Origin of the sequence: Variovorax sp. N23 (assembly GCF_025486315.1) — a bacterium.
Classification (GTDB): Bacteria; Pseudomonadota; Gammaproteobacteria; order Burkholderiales; family Burkholderiaceae_C; genus Variovorax.
The window spans coordinates 354,439-377,070 of sequence record NZ_JAOOPY010000001.1 but is presented as its reverse complement, the minus strand read 5'-3'; the positions used below and the strand labels follow the sequence as shown (position 1 = coordinate 377,070).

Sequence of the window (22,632 nt, the reverse complement as noted above, 5' to 3'; positions counted from 1 at the left end):
GCGCCCCGCCCGGAAACGGGTAAACCCGAATTCCAGCTTCCCTGATTATTTCGACAATCAGTGTACTGATCGACAAGAGATCAGACCCATATCAAGGACAGACACGATGAATCGCGATATCAGGCGGACGCTCGACCAGGGCCCGATGACCCCTTTCCAATGGTTGGCCGTGGCGATCTGCGTGATGCTGGTCATGCTCGACGGCTTCGACGTGCTGGTGATGGCGTTCACCGCCTCGAGCATCTCGGCGGAGTGGCAGCTCAATGGCGCTGCGCTCGGCTTCCTGTTCAGCGCCGGCCTGGTCGGCATGGCGCTGGGTTCGCTCTTCCTGGCGCCGCTGGCCGACCGATGGGGGCGCCAGACCGTGATCCTGCTCTGCCTGGTCATCGTCACGGCGGGCATGGGCTTGTCGGCGCTGTCGCGCAGCAGCACCGAACTCGGCCTGCTGCGCGCGTTCACCGGCGTGGGCATCGGCGGCATGCTGGCCAGCGTGGGCGTCATCACCTCGGAGTTCGCGTCCGACAAGTGGCGCAGCACCGCCATCGGCCTGCAGGCCACGGGGTATCCGATCGGCGCCACGATCGGCGGGACCATCGCCGCCGTCCTGCTGGAGCAGCATGGCTGGCGGTCCGTCTTTGTCTTCGGCAGCCTGGCCACGGCGCTGATGATTCCCATGGTGCTCTGGCGGCTGCCCGAATCGCTCGACTTCCTGATGACGCGGCAACCTGCGGGCGCACTGCCCAAGGTCAACGGGCTGCTGCGGCGCATGCAGCAACCCGCCCTGGACCAGCTGCCGGCACGCGCCGCAGCGGCCAAGGCATCCGGCGGCAGCATCTCGGCCCTGTTCGGCCCCGGCCTGCGATCGTCCACGCTCTGGCTGTGGGCGGGCTTCTTCCTGCTGATGTTCAGCTTCTACTTCGCGCTCAGCTGGACACCCAAGCTGCTCGTCTCGGCCGGCCTCTCGGCCCGGCAGGGCGTGACCGGCGGCGTGCTGCTGAATCTGGGTGGCATCGTGGGCGGCAGCGTCTTCGGCCTGCTGGCCGCCCGCGTCGCGCTACGCCCGCTGACCGCGTCCGCACTGTGCCTGACGGCCCTCGCGGTGGCCGCCTTCGGCCTGTTCACCCACGATCTCGGCCTCGCCTTCGCGGCCGCCGGTGCCATCGGCGCGTTCATCTTCGCCTCGATGGCCGGGCTCTATGCCTTTGCGCCGGTGATCTATCCGGCCGCGGTGCGCACGACGGGCCTGGGATGGGCCATCGGCATCGGCCGCCTGGGCGCCGTGCTCGGCCCGATGGTCGCGGGCTTGCTGCTCGACAGCGGGTGGCCCGCGCCGCATCTTTACTACGTCTACGCACTGCCGCTGCTCGCAGCCGCCGCCTCGGCGATGGCGCTGGGCCGGCAGGTGGGCGCCGGCCCTCGACCCCGGCTCGCCGCTTCGGCCCACTGAAGCACGGCAGCATTCACTTCCATCCACACAAGGAGCCTCACGATGTTCCCCAAGAATGCCTGGTACGTCGCCTGCACGAGCGACGAGGTCACCGACAAGCCGCTGGGCCGCAAGGTCTGCAACGAGTCGATCGTCTTCTACCGCGATGCGGACGGCCGCGTCGCCGCGCTGGAGGACTTCTGCCCTCACCGCGGCGCGCCGCTGTCGCTCGGCCGCGTGGTCGACGGCAAGCTGGTGTGCGGCTATCACGGGCTCGAAATGGGCTGCGACGGCAAGACGGTGGCGATGCCCGGCCAGCGCGTGCGCGGCTTTCCGCCGATTCGCAGCTTCCCGCTGATCGAGCGCTACGGCTTCGTCTGGATCTGGCCCGGCGACGCCGCGCAGGCCGACGCGGCCAAGCTGCACCACCTCGAATGGGCCGAGAGCAGCGAGTGGGCCTATGGCGGCGGGCTGTATCACATCCAGTGCGACTACCGCCTGATGATCGACAACCTGATGGACCTCACGCACGAGACCTACGTGCACGCGAGCAGCATCGGCCAGAAGGAGATCGACGAGACGCCGGTCGCCACCCGGGTCGAGGGCGACGAGGTCATCACCAGCCGCCTGATGGAGAACATCTCCGCCCCGCCGTTCTGGCGCATGGCATTGCGCGGCAACGGCCTGGCCGACGACGTGCCGGTGGACCGCTGGCAGATCTGCCGCTTCACGCCGCCGAGCCATGTGCTGATCGAGGTCGGCGTGGCCCACGCGGGCAAGGGCGGCTACGCGGCCGACGCCGCCCACAAGGCATCGAGCATCGTGGTCGACTTCATCACGCCGGAGACCGACACGTCGATCTGGTACTTCTGGGGCATGGCGCGCAACTTCCGGCCCGAAGACAAGGCACTGACCGAGACCATTCGCGAAGGCCAGGGCCAGATCTTCAGCGAAGACCTGCAGATGCTGGAGCAACAGCAGCGCAACCTGCTGGCGCACCCCACGCGCGCGCTGCTCAAGCTCAACATCGATGCAGGCGGCGTGCAATCGCGCCGCGTGATCGAACGGCTCATCGCGCAGGAGCAGGCGGCGACCACAGGCGCAACGTCCGCGGCGGCTGCGGCATGAACCGGACACGACGACATCCATGACCGACATCTCGGAATTCACCGTGCGCGTCGCGCGCAAGACGCCGGAGGCGATTGACATCTGCACCTTTGAACTCGTTCGCACCGACGGGCAAGGCCTGCCGGCCTTCTCGGCCGGATCGCACATCGACGTGCACCTGCCCTCGGGCCTGACGCGGCAGTATTCGCTGTGCAACGACGCCACGGAAAACCACCGCTACCTGATCGGCGTGCTGCGCGACCCGGCCTCGCGCGGGGGCTCGCGCGCCATGCACGACGAGATCGAGGAAGGCAGGACGCTGCGCATCAGCGCGCCGAAGAACCACTTTCCGATCGCGAGCGATGCGCCGCACAGCCTCCTTCTCGCCGGCGGGATCGGCGTGACGCCCCTCCTCTGCATGGCCGAACGCATGGCCGCCATCGGCCATCCCTTCGAGATGCACTACTGCACCCGATCGCCCGAGCGCACCGCCTTTCGCCAACGCATCGCCGAGGCGGCCTTCGCCTCGCAGGTGACGCTGCATTTCGACGACGGCGCGGCCGAACAGAAGCTGGACATCGAGCAGGTCCTGCGCGCCATGCCCGACCAGACGCACCTGTATGTGTGCGGCCCCAAGGGCTTCATGGACTGGGTCCTGGCCAGCGCCCGCACCGCGGGCTGGCCCGAGACGCGGCTGCACTTCGAGTTCTTCGGCGCGAGCGTCGCACCGTCAGCCACGGACGGCGCCTTCGATGTCCAGATCGCCAGTTCGGGCCGCGTGATCCACATCCCCGCCGATCGCACCGTCGTGCAGGCCCTCGGCGATGCAGGCGTGAAGGTTCAGGTGTCATGCGAACAGGGCGTGTGCGGGACCTGCCTCACGCGCGTGCTCCAGGGCGAGCCCGATCACAAGGACCTGTACCTCACGCCCGAAGAGCAGGCGGCCAACGACCAGTTCACCCCCTGCTGCTCGCGCGCGCGCTCGAAGCTGCTGGTGCTGGACCTGTAGCAGGCCGGCCTGGATCAGGCCCGCCGTGCCGACGCGGGGGTGAGGGAGAATCGCGCGGCTCCTTCTTCGCCGTTGCCGGTTCATCGCGCATGCCCACTCTGCCGCACGACTCCTCCCTCATCGACCTTCACGACCAGCCGGGCCACCTGATCCGGCGTGCGCATCAGATCTCGGTCTCGGTGTTCCTGGACGTCGTGGGCCGCGAGGTCACGCCGATCCAGTACGCCGTGTTGAAGGTGCTCGGCGAAAAGCCGGGCATCGATCAGCTCACCGTCGCGCAGGAAGTCGCCATCGACACCTCGTCATGCGCCGACATCGCGGCCCGACTGGAAGCCAAGGGATGGATTTCGCGCAGCGTGGGCGCACGGGGACGGCGACGCCTCGAACTCACGGCGGCAGGCGAGGCGCTGCTCGACAGCCTGAAGTCGCCCATCCAGATCTTGCAGACCACGCTGCTGAATGGCCTCACGCCCCAGGAGAGCGCAGACCTGCTGGACCTGCTGCGCAAGTTCGTCAGCCATAACAACGAGCGAAGCCGGGCGCCTCTGCGTCGAGGGACGTCGAAAGCGACCGCCGACACGGACGAAGGCCCGGGCTCGAGCTGATGGCCGCCGAGGCCCCAGCGGTCGGCGCCGCTGCGCAGGAAGGGACATCCGCCACGCATCGGCGCGGCGGGGCAGCTGAACAAAGATTCTGTAGCCCCACGAAACCTCTTGCGATGCGCGGCCACCGACTTCGAGGGCAACCTACTCAAAGCCCGATGGTCAAACGTGCGAGCGGCACTTTGTCCGAGATGCCGAAGCGCAGGGCCGATGCGTCGACCTGTCGCGGCGAACAGAAGGTGCCGAACAGCCTGTCCCACACGGACAGCAGGACGCCGAAGTTGCTCTGGTAGTGCTCGGGCCGGTCGCTGTGGTGGATCTCGTGGCTGCGCGGCGTGACGAGGAACCAGTCGAGCCAGCCGAGCTGCCATCGCACGTTCATGTGCATCCACGAATTGGTCACCGCCATCAGGGCGAACAGCCCGCTCGCGATCCACCACGGCGAGACGTCGAGCAAGGGGCTCGCGAAGATGTACGGCAGGTTGAACAGCGTCTGCTGCAGGATCGAACTCCGGGTGCCGGCCAGCCAGTACATGCGGGTGGGCAGGTGATGCCAGCGATGCACTCGCCAGAACGGCCGCAGATGCACCAGGCGGTGTATCCAGTAGGCCCCGAAATCCGCGACGACGAGATAGAGCACGAGGCGGGCCCACAAGGGCCACTCGCCCAGGAGGGCCGGCCAGGGCCCGCGCACGGCAATCCAGCGATTCAGGAACTGTGCGGCTTGCGCGACGATCACCACGTAGAACAAGGTTGCGGCGATGTCGGCAACCAGCACCGAGCGCCATGGAATGGGTCGTGCGCGCCAGCGCCGCTCGGCCAGCCCGAAGACCAGCACCAAGGCAACGAAGAGGAGCCCGTTGAAGATGAGCGGATTGGTGAGGTATCTAGACACGGGCCGCAGTAACTAGGGTGGAGAAGGATCCAGGCTGAATCAGGCGCCGCATCCACGAACCCGTGCCAGCCACGCAGAACCCGCTCTGCCAACGCATTGCAATTCCCGAGGCAACCGGCACGACGATGCGAATCCATGGGGCGCGTTCCGCGCCGACGAACTGGCTCATCGCGGAGCCGGATCGTAGCTCAACCCGATGACAGGAGCTTCCGCCTCTCGCGGGTTGAACTTTGATGCCGAGGATTGCAGGACGACCTCTGATCGGCGGGCGCATCGCGACCGGCGGTGGTGGACGGGCGTCGCTCCGGACCTCCATTGCGGCGAAGGAATTCGCAACCGGAGCCTCGTCGCCACCTCGGGCGACAGCGTATTCCCTCGATATCCGGCCCTCAGTTGCGCCTGATGAGCCGACTGACCCTCAGAAGCAGGACCAACGTCAACATGATCGAAAAATTCAAGAGGGTGCCACTCGTCAGCCAAGTCGACGCTGCCTGATCGACCCAGTCCGAAGCCGTGTTCAAGTGCCTTGCGCGAACGTCGTTTCCGAAGTCGCGTGCCAACACGACGGAGCCGCGATAAGCCCCAGGTCCGACCTGGCCTGCTGCAGCGTCTCGAACCATTGCTCGTTCAGGCACTCGTCCCCGAACTTGCCGTTGAAGCTCTCGATGTAGCCGTTCTGCATCGGCCGTCCCGGCTCGATCAGGATGTGGCGAATGCCATGCGTGCTGGCCCAGGCCATGAACGCACGGCTTGAACTCCGGGCCGTTATCTGCGCACACGGCCAGCGGGTAGTCCCTGAAGACAGCTGCCTGGTCGAGCAGTCGCGTGACGCGCTGGCCCGATATTCCATCGCGTCGCTGAAGCCGCCTTTGCGGCACAGATCCTCGATCGGCAAGCCGGCCTCGGCCTGCTTGATGAAACCGATGATCTGCGCCTCGATAGACCTGCTCTTTCTCGTGTCCGTCGTTCTCCAAGTTGACGGATTTCGCTGCCACTACGCTGGTACGGCTGGGAGGGGGCAGGTCACAGGACCTCTTTGCACAATAAATGGTGGCCTCCCCAATGAAAAAGGGCGTTCACTGGATGTCAGTGAACGCCCTTGAACGTTATGTTGGTGGAGCTGGGGGGATTTGAACCCCCGTCCGCAAGCCTTCTTCGCACAGATCTACATGTTTAGCGGTCTGATTTGGATCTCGCTTCCGGAGTCGCGCAGTCGCACGCTAAACCGGACGCCAGTGCCCTATTTTCTCGTTCCAACCCAAGGCACCCGGATCGAAACCAGCCCATGTAATTATCCTTGCAGCCGGGAGGCGTCGGATTGCTCCTTCACCCCCTTGCCCAGCCCATCGGCCAACTGTTGCAAGGCTCACTGGCAATTAAGCAGCGAGTGCGAAACGTTCGTCGTTTGCAGTTAGTTTGTTTGAATCTGTTTTACGAGCGCATTCAGCTCGACATGCACCGCTGCGATTCCGAACCCACGTCGAAACCAGTGCAGCCCCAAGCTTGTCATTTTAGGCCGCTTTCAGCCATTGCAAGAGCGCCGCCGGAGAATCGATCGCACCATCGGCCTCCCACTGCGTGGCATCGGCCTGCACGCCCATGTAGCCGTAGGTCGCCGCGACCGTGCGCATGCCGGCGGCGCGACCCGCGATGATGTCGCGCTCGTCGTCGCCGACGTAGACGCACCGTGCGGGGTCGAGTTCGAGGCGGCGGGCAGCCTCGAACAGGGGTTCGGGGTGTGGCTTGGAAAACGGCGTGGTGTCGCCGCTGATCACGGCACCGGCGCTCGAGAACACCTCGATCGACCGCACCAGCGGCTCGGTGAAGCGCTTCGACTTGTTGGTCACGATGCCCCACGCCAGCCGCCGGGTCTGCAGCACGCCGATCAACTCGGCCACGCCATCGAAGACATGCGTGTTCAGGAGCATGCGCGCTTCGTAGTTGCGAAAGAACTCTTCGCGCAGTACCCCGAAGTCGGGCGTGTCGGGCGTGATGCCGAAGGCGATGCCGAGCATGCCGCGCGCCCCGGCACCGGCCATGGGCCGATACTGCGCCAGCGGCAAGGAGGGCAAGCCCCGATCGACACGCATCTTGTCGGCCGCCGCACCCAGTTCGGGCGCACTGTCAACCAAGGTGCCGTCCAGATCGAACAGCACCGCCTCGATGGAAGAAGCAGCCATCAGCCGGGCTTCCTGGTCGCGAACATGTAGTTGACGCTGGTGTCGGCGCTGAGCCAGTAACGGCGGGTCAGCGGGTTGTGTTCGAGACCGCGTGTGTGGCGCAGATCCAGGTCGGCCGCGCGGCAATAGGCCGCAAGCTCACTGGGCCGAATCAGCTTCTGGTATTCGTGCGTCCCGCGGGGCAGCATGCCGAGCACGTACTCCGCCCCGACGATGGCCAGCAGGAAGGCCTTGGCATTACGGTTGATGGTCGAGAAGAACACCCAGCCGCCCGGCTTGACCAGATCGGCGCAGGCCTTGACGACGGACGCAGGTTGCGGCACGTGTTCGAGCATCTCCATGCAGGTGACCACGTCGAAGCTGGCCGGCTGTTCTGCCGCCAGCGCCTCGACGCTGACCTTGCGGTACTTCACGTTCGGCGTCGAGGCCTCGAGCGCGTGCAGTTGTGCCACCTTCAGCGCCTTGTCCGCCAGGTCGATACCGAGGACTTCCGCCCCCTTGCGCGCCATGGAATCCGCCAGGATGCCGCCGCCGCAGCCGACATCAAGGGCACGCGACCCCGCCAGCGGGACGAGGCCGTCGATCCACTCCAGCCGGAGCGGATTGATCTCGTGCAGGGGCCTGAATTCGCTGTCGAGGTCCCACCAACGATGGGCGAGCTCGGAAAACTTGGCGAGTTCCGCCGGGTCGGCATTCACGTGTTCTGTCATGGGAGCCATTATGGAAGAGCCAATAAAAAAACCCCGCCGAGGCGGGGTTTCGTCGGTTGATTCTTGCGAATCAACGGTTGGCGCGGGTACCAACCACTTCGATTTCCACGCGGCGGTTCTTGGCGCGGCCTTCGGCGGTCTTGTTGTCCGCCACAGGTTGCTTCTCGCCCTTGCCTTCGGTGTAGACGCGATTGCGTTCGATGCCCTTGGTCACCAGGTAGGCCTTGACGGCTTCTGCACGGCGAACCGACAGGCGCTGGTTGTAGGCGTCCGAGCCGATCGAGTCGGTGTGGCCGACGGCGATGATGACTTCGAGGTTGACATCACGGATCTTCGACACGAGGTCGTCGAGCTTGGCGCGGCCTTCGGGCTTCAGCACCGACTTGTCGAAGTCGAAGAATGCGTCGGCAGCGAAGGTGACCTTCGAAGCAGCGGGCGGTGCCGGCGGGGCGACCGGAGCAACCGGGGTGCCCGGCGTTGCGACCGTCGCGGGGGCGGCGGGCACCAGGGCGCCATCGCAACCCGTGGCAGCCGTTGCAGGCGTCCAGTTGGCATCGCGCCAGCACAGTTCGTTCGTACCGTTCTTCCAGACGAGTTCGCCGGTGCCGTTTTGCCAGTTGTCAATGACGGGACCGCCATTTGCTGCGGTGACACGGGTCTGCGCGCCGGCGGCAGTGGCGAGCGCAGCGACTGCAAACATCATCGCCACTTTATTCAGTTTCTTCATGGTTCTCCTCTTGGGGAAAAAGCCGCAGCCGCGCTGCGAATCAAGGACGCTTTAAGTGACCACCACCCAAAACGTTGAGGCGATTGTGCCATAGGGTCTTTGGCAAACAGTCCGCCACGGGTGCACGAAGCGTAGGACGGTGGCGGAATACGGCGCTTGTGTTGCTGCGGTACGACACCTCCGGCGGCGTAAAATTCCGCTCCTTGCTGTCCGCCTGCTGCCCATGACCTCGTTCGCCAAAGAAACACTTCCCATCAGCCTCGAAGAGGAAATGCGTCGCAGCTATCTCGACTACGCCATGAGCGTGATCGTGGGGCGCGCACTCCCCGATGCCCGAGACGGCCTGAAGCCGGTGCATCGCCGCGTGCTCTTCGCGATGCACGAACTGAACAACGACTGGAACCGCCCGTACAAGAAGTCGGCGCGTATCGTGGGCGACGTCATCGGCAAGTACCACCCGCACGGCGACCAGTCGGTGTACGACACGATCGTGCGGCTGGCGCAGAACTTCTCGATGCGCCACATGCTGGTCGACGGCCAGGGCAATTTCGGCTCGGTCGACGGCGATATGGCGGCGGCGATGCGCTATACCGAAATTCGACTGTCGAAAATCGCGCACGAAATGCTGGGCGATATCGACAAGGAAACCGTCGACTTCCAGGACAATTACGACGGCTCGGAAAAAGAACCGGCCGTGCTGCCCAGCAAATTGCCCAATTTGCTGGTCAATGGCTCCGGCGGCATCGCCGTCGGCATGGCCACCAATATCCCGCCGCACAACCTCAACGAGGTGGTCGACGCCTGTCTGTACCTGCTGCGGGCCCCGGACGCCAGCATCGACGAGCTGATGGAGATCATCCCGGCGCCGGACTTCCCCACCGCCGGCATCATCTACGGCATCAACGGCATCAAGGACGGCTACCGCACCGGCCGCGGCAAGGTGGTGATGCGCGCCAAGTGCCACTTCGAGGACATCGACCGCGGCCAGCGCCAGGCGATCATCGTCGACGAGCTTCCCTACCAGGTCAACAAGAAGACGCTGCAGGAGCGCATGGCCGAACTGGTGCACGAGAAGAAGATCGAAGGCATCAGCCACATCCAGGACGAGTCCGACAAGTCGGGCATGCGCCTGGTGATCGAGCTCAAGCGCGGCGAGGTGCCGGAGGTGGTGCTCAACAACCTGTACAAGCAGACGCAGCTGCAGGACACCTTCGGCATCAACATGGTGGCGCTGATCGACGGCCAGCCGAAGCTGTGCAACCTGAAGGACCTGATCCAGGTCTTCCTGCAGCACCGGCGCGAAGTCGTCACCCGGCGGACGGTGTTCACGCTGCGCAAGGCGCGCGAACGCGGCCACGTGCTCGAAGGTCTGGCCGTGGCGCTGGCCAACATCGACGACTTCATCGCGATCATCCGCAATGCGCCGACCCCGCCGGTGGCCAAGGCCGAGCTGATGAGCAAGCCCTGGGACAGCAAGCTGGTGCGCGAGATGCTGACCCGCAGCCGTGCCGATGGCGGCGTGGTGAATGCCGACGACTACCGCCCCGATGGCCTGGAGAAGGAATTCGGCATGGGCAGCGACGGCCTGTATCGCCTGTCGGAGACGCAGGCCCAGGAAATCCTGCAGATGCGCCTGCAGCGCCTGACCGGCCTGGAGCAGGACAAGATCGTCGCCGAGTACAAGGAAGTGATGGCCGAGATCGACGACCTGCTCGACATCCTGGCCCGACCGGAGCGCGTATCGACCATCATCGGCGACGAACTCACCGTCATCAAACAGGAGTTCGGCCAGACCAAGCTGGGCGCGCGCCGCAGCCAGGTCGAACACAGCGCCTACGACCTGTCGACCGAAGACCTGATCACGCCGACCGACATGGTCGTGACGCTCTCGCACAGCGGCTACATCAAGAGCCAGCCGCTGGGCGAATACCGTGCGCAGAAGCGCGGCGGGCGCGGCAAGCAGGCCACCGCCACCAAGGAAGACGACTGGATCGACCAGCTCTTCATCGCCAACACGCACGACTACATCCTGTGCTTCTCCAACCGCGGCCGACTCTACTGGCTCAAGGTATGGGAAGTGCCGGCGGGGTCGCGCGGTTCGCGCGGGCGCCCGATCGTCAACATGTTCCCGTTGCAGGAAGGCGAGAAGATCAACGTCGTGCTGGCGCTGACCGGCGACAAGCGCACCTTCCCGGCCGACCAGTACATCTTCATGGCGACCTCCATGGGCACGGTCAAGAAGACGGCGCTCGACGAGTTCAACAACCCGCGCAAGGGCGGCATCATCGCGGTGAACCTCGACGACGGCGACTACCTCATCGGCGCGGCGCTGACCGACGGCAAGCATGACGTGATGCTGTTCAGCGACGGCGGCAAGGCGGTGCGCTTCGACGAGGAAGACGTCCGACCGCTGGGCCGCAATGCCCGTGGCGTGCGCGGCATGTCGCTCGACCCCGGTCAGGGCGTGATCGCCATGCTGGTGGCCGAAGACGAGCAGCAAAGCGTCCTGACCGCGACCGAAAACGGTTACGGAAAGCGCACAAGCATTACCGAGTACACCCGCCATGGCCGGGGAACCAAAGGCATGATTGCCATTCAACAGAGTGAGCGCAACGGCAAGGTCGTCGCAGCGACGCTGGTGCATGCCGACGACGAGATCATGCTGATCACCGACAAGGGCGTGCTGGTGCGCACCCGGGTCGCCGAAATTCGCGAACTCGGCCGCGCCACCCAGGGCGTGACGCTCATCGGCCTCGACGAAGGCGCCAAGCTCAGCGGCCTGCAGCGTATCGTCGAAAACGATGCCAACGTCGAAAACGACGTCGGCAACGACGACACTTCCACATCTTCAACGGAGAACCCTCAGTGAAAAATTTCAAGCTTGCGGTCCTGACGGTCGCACTGGCCACCAGTTCGATCGCCATGGCCCAAGACAAGGCCGCGCTCGTGAAGCAATTGCTCGACGTCCAGCGCCCGGCCGTCGAGGGCATGGCGCGCCTGCTGGTCAACGATTCGGTGTCCCCCATCCTCCAGGCCGGCAGCGAATACCTGCAGACGCAGGTGCCCGCCGAGAAGCGCGAAGCACTCGGCAAGGCCGCCGAAGCCGAGGTCCAGAAGTATGTTCAGGAAGCCTTCCCGATCGTGCGCGACAAGGCCATCCAGCTGGCGCCGACCACCGTCGGCCCGCTGCTGGAGCAGAACTTCAATGAAGACGAACTCAAGCAGCTCGTCGCCTGGCTCAGCTCGCCGCTGAACAAGAAGTTCTCCGAGTTGAACCCGCAGCTGGGCAACGCGCTGACCCAGAAGCTGGTGGCTGACGTGCGCCCCACGATCGACCCCAAGCTTCAGGCGCTGAACGTGAGCGTCGCCAAGGCACTGGGCGCGCCCACCAACGGCCAACCGCCCGCGGCGCAGCAACCGGCCAAGCCCGCGGCCAAAGCGCCCGCCAAGAAGTGACGGACGCGGCGGTGGGCACCCGCCCGTACAACTTCTCCGCCGGCCCGGCGGCCATGCCAGAAGCCGTGCTCCGACGCGCGGCCGCCGAGATGCTCGACTGGCATGGCAGCGGCATGGGCGTGATGGAAATGAGCCACCGCGGCAAGGAGTTCGGGGCCATTGCCACGAAGGCCGAAGCCGACCTGCGCACGCTGCTGGCCATCCCCACGAACTTCCACATCCTGTTCATGCAGGGCGGCGGGCTCGGCGAGAACGCCATCGTTCCCATGAACCTGTCCCGTGGCGGGGTGGCCGATTTCGTCATCACGGGCAGCTGGAGCATCAAGTCGCACAAGGAAGCGCAGCGCTATTGCGACGCACGCATCGTCGCGAGCAATGCCGACGGCAAGCACACGCGGCTGCCGGCGCCCTCGACCTGGCAGCTGACGCCCGGCGCCGCCTACGTGCACGCGTGCACCAACGAGACGATCAACGGCATCGAATTCCAGGAACTGCCCGATCTGGCGGCGCTGGGCAGCGATGCACCGCTGGTGATCGACTTCTCCTCCCACGTCGCGTCACGACCCGTCGACTGGCGCCGCGTCGGCCTGGCCTTCGGCGGCGCCCAGAAGAACATCGGCCCGGCCGGGCTGACCATCGTCGTGGTGCGCGACGACCTCCTGGGCCACGCCCTCGAGATCTGCCCGAGCGCCTTCAATTACAAGACGGTGGCCGACAACCAGTCGATGTACAACACGCCGCCGACCTGGGGCATCTACATGGCCGGCCTGACCTTCGACTGGCTGCTGCAGCAGCGCGAGGGCGAGCTGACCGGCGTGGCGGCGATGGAGCAACGCAACATCGCCAAGGCGGCGCTGCTCTACGGCTTCATCGACGGCTCGGCCTTCTACGAGAACCGGATCGACCCGGCCTGCCGTTCGCGGATGAACATCCCCTTCTTCCTGCGCGACGAAAGCCGCAACGACGCCTTCCTGGCAGGGGCCCGCGATGCGGGTCTGCTGCAGCTCAAGGGCCACAAGTCCGTGGGCGGCATGCGCGCCAGCATCTACAACGCCATGCCGCTCGAGGGCGTGCAGGCGCTGGTGGCCTACATGCGAGAATTCGAGCGGTCGCAGGCCTGAAGCCTGCCCCTCTTCTTTCTCGCACGATGTCCCAGACCCCACCCTCGCCCACGGCGCCCGAAAGCTCCGCCAGCCTCGCCGATCTGCGCGTGCAGATCGACGCGCTCGACCAGCGCCTGCTCGACCTGCTGAACCAGCGCGCCCACGTCGCCGAACAGGTGGGTGAGGTCAAAAAGCGCGAAGGCACGCCCTTCTTCCGCCCCGACCGCGTGGCGCAGGTGATCGAGAAGATGCAACGCAGCAACCCGGGCCCGCTCAAGAGCCTGCACGTTGCTGCGATCTGGCGCGAGATCATGTCGGCCTGCCTGGCGCTCGAATCGCCCCAGCGGGTCGCGGTGCTCGGCCCCGAAGGCACCTTCTGCGAGGCGGCAGCCGTCGAATATTTCGGCGGCGCGGCCGACCTCATCTATTGCGCCAGCTTCGACGAAGTCTTCCATGCCACCGCGGCCGGCAGCGCCCAGTACGGCGTGGTCGGCGTCGAGAATTCGACCGAAGGCGTCGTCACGCGGTCGCTCGACCTGTTCCTGCATTCTCCGGCCCACGTCGTGGGCGAGGTCAGCCTGCTGGTGCGCCACCATCTGCTGCGCAAGGAAAATGCGCTGGGCGGCATCGAAGCCGTGCTGGCGCATCCGCAGGCGCTGGCGCAGTGCCAGACCTGGCTGTCCAAGCACCTGCCCCACGCCGAGCGCCGCGCCGTCTCGAGCAACGCCGAAGGCGCCCGTCTCGCCGCCGAGAACCCGGCCTGGGCCGCGCTGGCCGGCGAACGCGCCGCGACCCGCTTCGGGCTGCACATCGTGGCCCACGCCGTCCAGGACGATTCGTACAACCGCACCCGCTTCGCCATCATCTGCCTGCCGCAGACGCTCGCGATGCCCCCGGCCTCGGGCCGCGACTGCACCAGCCTGGTCGTCTCGGTGCCCAACCGGCCGGGTGCCGTGCACGACCTGCTGATGCCGCTGAAGGCCAACAAGGTGTCGATGACGCGCTTCGAATCCCGCCCGGCCCGCACGGGCCAATGGGAGTACTACTTCTACATCGACCTCGACGGCCACCCGTCGCAGCCCAACGTGGCAGCGGCGCTGGAGGAATTGCGCGGCCTCTGCGCCTTCTACAAGGTGCTGGGCGCCTACCCGGTCACGTCCTGAGGCTCGCGGATGTTCGAGCAACTCGGTCTGATCGGCTGCGGCCTCATGGGCGGTTCTTTTGCGCTGGCGCTCAAGCGCGCCAAGCTGGTCAAGCGCGTGGTGGGCTACAGCAAGTCCCCCTCCACCACGGAACGCGCACGCCAGCTGGGCGTGATCGACGTGGCGGCACCTTCGGCGCTGCTGGCGGTGTCCGGCGCCGACCTGGTGCTGGTCGCCGTGCCCGTGGCAGCGTCGGAAGCGACCTTCAAGGCGATCCGCCACGGTGTGTCGTCCGACACGCTGGTGATGGACGTCGGCTCCACCAAGGGTGACGTGATCGAGGCCGCACGCCGCGGCCTGCAGACGCAGTTCGCCAGCTTCGTGCCGGCCCATCCGATCGCCGGCAAGGAAGTGGCCGGCGTCGAACACGCCGAGGCCTCGCTGTTCGACGGCCGGCAGGTGATCCTGACGCCGACCAAGACCACGCTGCGCTCCAACGTGCAGCGTGCCACGCAGCTCTGGACGGCCATCGGCGCCCAGGTTCTGACCATGACACCGCAGGAGCACGACAGCGCCTTCGCCGCCGTGAGCCACCTGCCGCATCTGCTGGCCTTCGCCTTCATCAACGGCATTGCCGAACAGCCCGATGGCGCCCGCATGCTCGAACGCGCCGGACCGGGCTTTCGCGACTTCAGCCGCATCGCCGCCAGCGACCCCGCCGTGTGGCGCGACATCCTGCTGGCCAACCGCGAGCAGGTGCTGCTGCAATCGCAAGCCTTCCGCAAGACGCTCATGCAACTCGAAGCGCTGCTCGCCGCAGGCGATGCCCAGGCCCTCGAGGAAGCGATCGAGGCGGCCCGCCGCACCCGCTCGCAGTGGCGCGGCTGAATCCCATGTTCTCGACCGCCTTTCTCGATCTTCCCCCTTTCGTCGCCGCTGCCGGCACCGTGCGCCTGCCGGGCTCCAAGAGCATTTCCAACCGCGTGCTGCTGCTGGCCGCACTCGCCGAAGGCACGACCACGGTCCACGACCTGCTCGACTCCGACGACACCCGGGTCATGCTCGATGCGCTGCGCGCGCTGGGCTGTGGCGTCGAGTTGTCGGGCAGCACTGTGCGCATCCACGGGCTGAACGGCAAGCTGCACACGCCACAGGCCACGCTCTTCCTGGGCAATGCCGGCACCGCGATGCGCCCCCTGACCGCGGCGCTGTCGCTGCTGGGTGGTGACTTCGAACTCAGCGGCGTGCCCCGCATGCACGAGCGCCCGATCGGCGACCTGGTCGACGCGCTCACGCAGCTCGGCTGCCAGATCGACTACCTCGGCAACCCGGGCTACCCGCCGCTGCGCATCCACCCCGTCGCGCCGGCGCACCTGACGCTCGACGCGCCGATCCGCGTCCGCGGCGACGTCTCGAGCCAGTTCCTCACCGCCCTGCTGCTCGCGCTGCCGCTGGTGGCGGTGCGCGACATCACCATCGACGTCGTCGGCGAGCTGATCTCCAAGCCCTACATCGAGATCACGCTGAACCTGCTGGCGCGCTTCGGCATCGCCGTACAGCGCGACGGCTGGCAGCGGTTCACGATTCCGGCGGGCAGCCGCTACCGCTCGCCGGGCGAGATCCATGTCGAAGCCGATGCCTCGTCGGCCAGCTATTTCATCGCACTCGGCGCCCTGGCGGCCACCGGCGGCCCGCTGCGCATCGAGGGCGTGGGGGCAGAGTCGATCCAGGGCGACATCCGCTTCATCGAGGCCGCGCGCCAGATGGGCGCCAACGTGGAGAGCGGCCCGAACTGGCTGCAGGTCGCGCGCGGCGCCTGGCCGCTGAAGGCCATCGACCTCGACGCCAACCACATCCCCGATGCGGCCATGACGCTGGCCGTGATGGCGCTCCATGCCGACGGTCCCAGCACGCTGCGCAACATCGCCAGCTGGCGCGTCAAGGAAACCGACCGCATCGATGCGATGGCCGCCGAGCTGCGCAAGCTCGGCGCCACGGTCGAGGACGGCCCCGATTTCATTCGGGTGCATCCGCTCGCCGCCACCGACTGGCGTGCCGCCCGCATCAAGACCTACGACGACCACCGCGTGGCGATGTGTTTTTCGCTCGCCGCCTTCAACCCGGCCGGCCTGCCGGTGCGCATCCTCGACCCGCACTGCGTCGCCAAGACCTTTCCGGACTACTTCGAGACGCTGTTCACCGTCATCGACGTGCCCGAGATTCCGGTCATCTGCATCGACGGGCCGACTGCCTCCGGCAAGGGCACGCTCGCTGTCGAGGTCGCGCACGAGCTGGGCTACCACTACCTGGATTCCGGATCGCTCTACCGCGTGACGGGACTTGCCATGCGCCGCCGGGGCCTCGAGCCGGAGCCGGCCCACGAGGCCGAGATCGCCGCACTGGCCGAAACGCTGCCGCTGCAGTTCGACAAGGGCAAGGTGATGCTGGCAGGCGAGGACGTGAGCGACGCCATCCGCACCGAGGCCGCGGGCATGGACGCCTCTCGCGTCTCGGCGCTGCCCGCCGTGCGCGCGGCCCTGCTGTCGCTGCAGAAGCGCTTCCGCCGCCTGCCGGGCCTGGTCGCCGACGGACGCGACATGGGCACGGTGATCTTCCCCGACGCGGTGCTCAAGGTCTTCCTGACGGCCAGCGCCGTACAGCGCGCCGAACGGCGGCATAAGCAGTTGATTTCAAAGGGGATTTCGACTACACTCGACAGTCTTCGCGCCGACCTGGAAGCTCGCGACGCCCGGGACTCGTCCCGCAGCGTCGCTCCTCTGAAGCCGGCACAGGATGCCCGCCGCCTGGACAACTCCCAACTCTCGATCGCGCAATCGGTCGAACAGGTGTTGAACTGGTGGCAGGAAGCACAGCCTTTCGAGTCTTCTTGAGGGGTATTTCAGTCCGGCAGGTCCCCGCCGCGCGACAGCGCATCGACTTGCCGGTTTTCGCAACCCAACCGGGCCCCCAGCCCACAACCGCCGTCTCCAGACCCAAAGCCAGTTGCAATGGTGCAGCTGCGAACCCTGCGTGACGGAAGGAAAAGACACTATGTCCGAATCTTTTGCCGATCTATTCGAAGAGTCCCTGAAGCGTTCCGAAATGCGCACCGGTGAAGTCATCACCGCTGAAGTCGTGCGCGTCGAACACAACCACGTCGTCGTGAACGCCGGACTGAAGTCCGAAGCGTACGTGCCGATCGAGGAGTTCAAGAACGACAAGGGCGAACTCGAAGTCCAGGCCGGCGATTTCGTTTCCGTGGCCATCGGTTCCGTCGAGAACGGCTACGGCGACACCATCCTCTCGCGCGACACCGCCAAGCGTCTGGCTTCGTGGCTCGCCCTGGAGAAGGCACTGGAATCCGGCGACTTCGTCACCGGCACCACCAGCGGCAAGGTCAAGGGCGGCCTGACCGTCCTCGTCAACGGCATCCGCGCGTTCCTGCCGGGCTCGCTGATCGACACGCGTCCGATCAAGGACCTGACCCCGTACGAGAACAAGACCCTGGAATTCAAGGTCATCAAGCTCGACCGCAAGCGCAACAACGTCGTGCTGTCGCGTCGTGCCGTGGTCGAAGCCAGCATGGGCGAAGAACGCGCCAAGCTGATGGAAACGCTGAAGGAAGGCGCAGTCGTCCGTGGCGTGGTCAAGAACATCACCGAATACGGTGCGTTCGTCGACCTCGGCGGCATCGACGGTCTGCTGCACATCACCGACATGGCCTGGCGCCGTGTTCGCCACCCGAGCGAAGTCGTTCAGGCCGGCCAGGAAATCACCGCCAAGATCCTCAAGTTCGACACCGAGAAGAACCGTGTCTCGCTGGGTCTCAAGCAAATGGGTGACGACCCGTGGATGGGCGTTTCGCGCCGCTACCCGCAATCGACCCGCCTGTTCGGCAAGGTCACGAACATCGCCGACTACGGCGCGTTCGTCGAACTCGAACCCGGCATCGAAGGCCTGGTGCACGTCTCCGAAATGGACTGGACCAACAAGAACATCGCGCCGAACAAGATCGTCTCGCTGGGCGACGAAGTCGAAGTCATGGTCCTCGAGATCGACGAAGACAAGCGCCGCATCAGCCTGGGCATGAAGCAGTGCAAGGCCAACCCGTGGCAAGAGTTCGCTCAGAACACGAAGCGTGGCGACCGCGTCAAGGGCCCGATCAAGTCGATCACCGACTTCGGCGTGTTCGTGGGTCTGGCTGCCGGCATCGACGGTCTGGTTCACCTGTCGGACCTCTCGTGGAACGAAACCGGCGAAGCCGCGGTGCGCAACTACAAGAAGGGCCAGGAAGTCGAAGCGCTCGTGCTGGCGGTGGACGTCGACCGCGAACGCATCAGCCTGGGCATCAAGCAACTCGACAGCGATCCCTTCACCACGTTCACGACCGTGAACGACAAGGGCCAGATCGTGACCGGCAAGGTCAAGACCGTGGACGCGCGTGGCGCTGAGATCGACCTGGGCGAAGACATCATCGGCTACCTGCGTGCGTCGGAAATCTCGCGCGACCGCGTCGAAGATGCCCGCAACGTGCTCAAGGAAGGTGACGAAGTCACGGCCGTGGTGGTCAATGTGGATCGCAAGACCCGCAACATCCAGCTGTCGATCAAGCAGAAGGACATGGTCGACGAGCAAGGCGCCATGGCCAGCCTGAGCCAGCAGTCGGCCCGCGAGAACGCCGGTACGACGAGCCTGGGCGCCCTGCTGCGCGCCAAGCTGGACAACAGCGACAAGTAAGCTGACCCAGCAGACAGAGCCGGCCTTCGGGCCGCTCTGTCTTTTTTTTCGTCTTCTTTTTTCGCCGGCCCATGACACGCTCCGACCTCGTTGAAGAACTCGCTGCCCGCTTCTCGCAGCTGACGCACCGCGATGCCGAGTACGCCGTCAAGACGATCCTCGACGCGATGAGCGACGCGCTGGTGCGCGGCCACCGGATCGAGATCCGCGGCTTCGGCAGCTTCTCGGTCAACCGCCGGCCGCCCCGCATCGGACGCAACCCGCGTTCGGGCGAGAGCGTGCAGATCCCGGAAAAGCGCGTGCCGCACTTCAAGCCCGGCAAGGCCCTGCGCGAAGCGGTGGATGCACGCACCGCCGAAATGGACGCCGCGCAACGCAAGCCGTCCGCGCCGTGAGGTCAAACGTAGAATCGGCGAGCCCAAGGGGACGCTGATGAAATACCTCCTGTGGCTGCTCAAGGCAGCCATTTTTTTTACCCTCTTCGCCTTCGCGCTGAACAACCAGCACGACGCCACCGTCTACTTCTTCTTCGGCACCTCGTGGCGCGCGCCCCTGGTGCTGGTGGTGCTGGCCGCCTTCGCGGGCGGCCTGGTGGTCGGCGCGCTGGGCATGCTGCCGGGCTGGTGGAGGCACCGGGCCGCGGCGCAGCGTCCGGCCGAGCCGCCTCCCACCACGCCCGCCGTGACCGCGCCGCTGGTGTCGAACACCCTGCCGACCGATCTTCCCGCCGTGCGTCAACATGGACTTTGATTTCAGCTGGCTGCTTTTCAGCCTGCCGCTGGCCTTCGTGCTGGGCTGGCTCGCCTCGCGCTTCGACCTGCGTCAGCTGAAGCTCGAAAACCGGCAGGCCCCGAAGGCCTACTTCCGTGGCCTCAACTTCCTGCTCAACGAGCAGCAGGACCAGGCCATCGATGCGTTCATCGAGGCGGTGCAGAACGACCCCGACACGCAGGAGCTGCACTTCGCGCTCGGCAACCTGTTCCGCCGCCGCGGCGAATACCAACGCGCCGTGCGGGTGCACGAGCACCTGCTGGGCCGCGGCGACCTCTCGCGCGCCGACCGCGAACGCGCCCAGCACGCGCTGGCCCAGGACTTCCTTCGCGCCGGCCTGCTCGACCGCGCCGAAGCCGCCCTGCAGAAGCTCGAAGGCACGCGCTACCAGAACGAGGCTCGCCTGGCCCTGCTGGCCATCTACGAGCGCTCGCGCGAATGGGCGCAGGCCGCCGACGTGGCCGCGAAGCTCGACGACGCGGAGCAGGCGAGCTATGCCACCCGCCGCGCGCATCACCTGTGCGAACAGGCCGCCGAACAGCTCGGCAAGGGCGACGCCGCCGCCGCCGAGGCCCTGCTGCACCAGGCCAGCGCGACCGCCCCCGACGCACCGCGCCCGGCCATCGACATCGCCAACCTGCAACTGCGCCAGGGCGATGCACGCGCCGCCTTCGAGACGCTGCTGGCGCTGAGCGAGCGTGCGCCGCTGGCGCTGCCGCTCTATGCCGCGACATTGCAGCAAGCCGCCGTCGCCGCCCAGCGCAGCGGCGAGGCGCTGTCGCTGCTGCAGCGTCGCTATGCGGCGTCGCCTTCGGTCGATGTGCTCGAGGCCATCATCGCGCTGGGCGGCAACGTGCCGCTGCCTGACGGGCTCGCCGCCGACGACACGCCGCCGACGCCGCGTGACGGCTACATCGCGCATCTGGCGCACCAGCCCTCGCTGATCGCCGCCTCGCGCTGGCTGGCCGGCGAAACCTTCGTCGACGAACAGTACCACCCGCAGGTGCAACGCGCCCTCGACCAGGCCACGCGCCCGCTGATGCGCTACCGCTGCGCCGCCTGCGGCTTCGAGGCGCACCAGCATTTCTGGCACTGCCCGGGCTGTCAGGCCTGGGACAGCTACCCGCCGCGGCGCGTCGAGGAGCTTTGAGTCAACGGACTGTGAACCGGCCGACCGAAGCCCACGATTGCACGAAACAACGCGAATTCCTGCCTTGATCTCCGTGGAGACGCCCCTCTAAGCTCCCTGTCGCACGCGGTGAGAACGCACCGCGCGCCGTGTGTTTTCCATCACCAAACTCAGGGAGAGTGTCATGTTCAAGAAGATTCTGGCCGTCTCGGCCATGCTGTTCACCGCCGCCGCTTTCGCGGCCGTGGACGTCAACAAGGGCAGCGCGGCCGACCTCGACGGCCTCAAGGGCGTCGGCCCGACGATGTCCAAGCGCATCCTGGACGCGCGCCAGAAAGGCGAGTTCAAGGACTGGGGCGACTTCATGGAGCGCGTCAAGGGCGTGAAGGAGAAGACGGCCGCCAAGCTCTCGGCCGAAGGCCTGACGGTCAACGGGAAGACCTTCACGGCACCCGCGGCGGCGCCCAAGGGACCGGTGGCCAAGACGGCCGCAGGCACTGCCAAGTAAGAGCGGCCTGCACCCGCCGGCCAGGCCGCCCACGGGCGGCCTTTTCTTTGGGCCTCGCGCTTGGGGAAAGGCCCCTCCAGGTGGCCCGATATTTGCACGTATGCTCGCTTCGCCTTTTCATCCTCATCCTGGAGAGCTCATGAATCACAAGTTCGCCCGTGCCGCCATCGCAGCGGTCGCCGCCCTCACCTTCGGTGGCATCGCCTTCGCCCAGACCAAGTGGGATCTGCCGACCGCCTACCCCGCGACCAACTTCCACACCGAGAACGTCACGCAGTTCGCCTCCGACGTCGACAAGGCGAGCGGCGGCAAGCTCAAGATCACGGTGCACAACAACGCGTCGCTGTTCAAGGCCCCGGAGATCAAGCGCGCTGTGCAAGGTGGCCAGGCACAGATGGGTGAGATCCTGCTGGTGAACTACCAGAACGAATGGCAGATGTTCGGCGCCGACGGCATTCCCTTCCTGGCCGACAGCTACGACGCCGCCTGGAAGCTCTACCAGGCCCAGAAGCCGGTGCTCGAGAAGAAGCTGGCCGAACAAGGGATCGTCCTGCTGTACGCGGTGGCCTGGCCGCCCCAAGGCATCTTCGTGAAGAAGACCATCGCGTCGGCTGCCGACCTCAAGGGCGTGAAGTGGCGCGCCTACAGCCCGGCCACCGCACGCATCGCCGAACTGGTGGGCGCCCAGCCGGTCACGGTGCAACAGGCCGAACTGTCGCAGGCCATGGCCACCGGCGTGATCGAGTCGTACATGTCGTCCGGCTCCACCGGCTACGACACCAAGACCTACGAGTACATCAAGAACTTCTACGACACCCAGGCCTGGCTGCCCAAGAACGCGGTGCTGATCAACAAGAAGGCCTTCGACGCGCTCGACAAGCCCACGCAGGACGCGGTGCTCAAGGCCGGGGCCGATGCCGAGAAGCGCGGCTGGGACGTGTCGAAGAAGAAGAACCTCGAGTACCTCGACCTGCTCAAGAAGAACGGCATGACCATCCACGTGCCCTCCGACGCGCTCAAGGCCGACATGAAGAAGGTGGGCGACACGATGCTCAAGGAATGGCTGGAGAAGGCCGGCCCCGAAGGCCAGGCCGTGGTCGACGCCTACAAGAAGATGTAAACGAGGCCAT

Annotated in this window: 18 protein-coding genes, 1 other RNA gene and 3 pseudogenes; 16 read left to right on the top strand and 6 right to left on the bottom strand. The window is 66.1% G+C overall.

The features are described 5' to 3' along the window. The first annotated feature begins 106 nt into the window (after window positions 1–106). From N8A90_RS01795 to N8A90_RS01780, 4 genes are all read left to right on the top strand, one after another. Entirely contained in the window at window positions 107–1,447 is a 1,341-nt protein-coding gene (locus tag N8A90_RS01795) for an MFS transporter (RefSeq protein ID WP_262072922.1), read from the top strand. 42 nt (window positions 1,448–1,489) lie between these two features. Continuing rightward, window positions 1,490–2,554 (top strand): aromatic ring-hydroxylating oxygenase subunit alpha, encoded by a 1,065-nt coding sequence (locus tag N8A90_RS01790; RefSeq protein ID WP_262072921.1) that lies wholly within the window; start codon window positions 1,490–1,492, stop codon window positions 2,552–2,554. Window positions 2,555–2,573: 19 nt separating this feature from the next. Beyond that, on the top strand, window positions 2,574–3,542 hold the full coding sequence (locus tag N8A90_RS01785) for a PDR/VanB family oxidoreductase (RefSeq protein WP_262072920.1): 969 nt from the start codon (window positions 2,574–2,576) through the stop codon (window positions 3,540–3,542). An 89-nt stretch (window positions 3,543–3,631) separates the two neighbouring features. Then, window positions 3,632–4,147, top strand: a complete 516-nt coding sequence (locus N8A90_RS01780) for a MarR family winged helix-turn-helix transcriptional regulator (protein WP_262072919.1) — start codon at window positions 3,632–3,634, stop codon at window positions 4,145–4,147. A gap of 145 nt (window positions 4,148–4,292) precedes the next feature. Here the strand turns inward: N8A90_RS01780 and N8A90_RS01775 are convergent, their stop codons facing one another. The 6 genes and pseudogenes from N8A90_RS01775 to ompA all read right to left on the bottom strand — a co-directional run bounded on the left by N8A90_RS01775 (window position 4,293) and on the right by ompA (window position 8,656). Beyond that, window positions 4,293–5,039: a sterol desaturase family protein gene (locus N8A90_RS01775; RefSeq protein WP_262072918.1), complete on the bottom strand. Its 747-nt coding sequence runs from the start codon at window positions 5,037–5,039 to the stop codon at window positions 4,293–4,295. A 592-nt stretch (window positions 5,040–5,631) separates the two neighbouring features. Then, a pseudogene (locus N8A90_RS01770) lies at window positions 5,632–5,887 on the bottom strand (integrase core domain-containing protein); the annotation flags it as partial. Between the two features lie 264 nt (window positions 5,888–6,151). Continuing rightward, window positions 6,152–6,538, bottom strand: a transfer-messenger RNA (tmRNA) gene (ssrA, locus tag N8A90_RS01765). Between the two features lie 12 nt (window positions 6,539–6,550). Beyond that, the gene (gene gph / locus N8A90_RS01760) at window positions 6,551–7,219 is read right to left on the bottom strand and encodes a phosphoglycolate phosphatase (protein ID WP_262072917.1); all 669 of its coding nucleotides are present in this window, start codon (window positions 7,217–7,219) and stop codon (window positions 6,551–6,553) included. Then, window positions 7,219–7,929: a bifunctional 2-polyprenyl-6-hydroxyphenol methylase/3-demethylubiquinol 3-O-methyltransferase UbiG gene (gene ubiG, locus N8A90_RS01755; RefSeq protein WP_262072916.1), complete on the bottom strand. Its 711-nt coding sequence runs from the start codon at window positions 7,927–7,929 to the stop codon at window positions 7,219–7,221. Before ubiG ends, gph begins: the two co-directional genes overlap by 1 nt. Window positions 7,930–7,999: 70 nt before the next feature. Next, the gene (gene ompA, locus N8A90_RS01750; protein ID WP_316043996.1) at window positions 8,000–8,656 is read right to left on the bottom strand and encodes an outer membrane protein OmpA; all 657 of its coding nucleotides are present in this window, start codon (window positions 8,654–8,656) and stop codon (window positions 8,000–8,002) included. A 223-nt stretch (window positions 8,657–8,879) separates the two neighbouring features. On the opposite strand from ompA, the gene gyrA reads away from it, so the two are divergent. The 12 genes and pseudogenes from gyrA (at window position 8,880) to N8A90_RS01690 (ending at window position 22,622) form a co-directional block, all read left to right on the top strand. Beyond that, window positions 8,880–11,525: a DNA gyrase subunit A gene (gene gyrA / locus N8A90_RS01745; protein ID WP_262072915.1), complete on the top strand. Its 2,646-nt coding sequence runs from the start codon at window positions 8,880–8,882 to the stop codon at window positions 11,523–11,525. Further along, complete coding sequence (locus N8A90_RS01740) at window positions 11,522–12,112, top strand: DUF2059 domain-containing protein (RefSeq protein WP_262072914.1); 591 nt, start codon at window positions 11,522–11,524, stop codon at window positions 12,110–12,112. Before gyrA ends, N8A90_RS01740 begins: the two co-directional genes overlap by 4 nt. Before the next feature lie 53 nt (window positions 12,113–12,165). Then, window positions 12,166–13,233, top strand: a complete 1,068-nt coding sequence (gene serC, locus N8A90_RS01735; protein ID WP_262073142.1) for a 3-phosphoserine/phosphohydroxythreonine transaminase — start codon at window positions 12,166–12,168, stop codon at window positions 13,231–13,233. A gap of 26 nt (window positions 13,234–13,259) precedes the next feature. Beyond that, window positions 13,260–14,378 carry a prephenate dehydratase gene (gene pheA / locus N8A90_RS01730; protein WP_262072913.1) on the top strand — a complete coding sequence of 373 codons (1,119 nt, stop codon included), beginning with the start codon at window positions 13,260–13,262 and terminating at the stop codon, window positions 14,376–14,378. A 9-nt stretch (window positions 14,379–14,387) separates the two neighbouring features. Further along, on the top strand, window positions 14,388–15,245 hold the full coding sequence (locus N8A90_RS01725; RefSeq protein WP_262072912.1) for a prephenate dehydrogenase: 858 nt from the start codon (window positions 14,388–14,390) through the stop codon (window positions 15,243–15,245). A gap of 5 nt (window positions 15,246–15,250) precedes the next feature. Continuing rightward, entirely contained in the window at window positions 15,251–17,248 is a 1,998-nt protein-coding gene (locus N8A90_RS01720; RefSeq protein WP_262072911.1) for a bifunctional 3-phosphoshikimate 1-carboxyvinyltransferase/cytidylate kinase, read from the top strand. A gap of 4 nt (window positions 17,249–17,252) precedes the next feature. Next, a pseudogene (rpsA, locus tag N8A90_RS01715) lies at window positions 17,253–19,094 on the top strand (30S ribosomal protein S1); the annotation flags it as partial. 59 nt (window positions 19,095–19,153) lie between these two features. Then, window positions 19,154–19,489, top strand: a pseudogene (locus tag N8A90_RS01710) (integration host factor subunit beta); the annotation flags it as partial. 37 nt (window positions 19,490–19,526) lie between these two features. Beyond that, on the top strand, window positions 19,527–19,844 hold the full coding sequence (locus N8A90_RS01705) for a lipopolysaccharide assembly LapA domain-containing protein (RefSeq protein WP_262072909.1): 318 nt from the start codon (window positions 19,527–19,529) through the stop codon (window positions 19,842–19,844). Then, the gene (gene lapB / locus N8A90_RS01700) at window positions 19,834–21,015 is read left to right on the top strand and encodes a lipopolysaccharide assembly protein LapB (protein ID WP_262072908.1); all 1,182 of its coding nucleotides are present in this window, start codon (window positions 19,834–19,836) and stop codon (window positions 21,013–21,015) included. The genes N8A90_RS01705 and lapB overlap by 11 nt, the downstream gene beginning before the upstream one ends. A gap of 163 nt (window positions 21,016–21,178) precedes the next feature. Next, window positions 21,179–21,502, top strand: a complete 324-nt coding sequence (locus N8A90_RS01695; protein WP_262072907.1) for a ComEA family DNA-binding protein — start codon at window positions 21,179–21,181, stop codon at window positions 21,500–21,502. 139 nt (window positions 21,503–21,641) lie between these two features. Beyond that, window positions 21,642–22,622 carry a TRAP transporter substrate-binding protein gene (locus N8A90_RS01690; RefSeq protein ID WP_262072906.1) on the top strand — a complete coding sequence of 327 codons (981 nt, stop codon included), beginning with the start codon at window positions 21,642–21,644 and terminating at the stop codon, window positions 22,620–22,622. The last annotated feature ends 10 nt before the right edge of the window (window positions 22,623–22,632 follow it).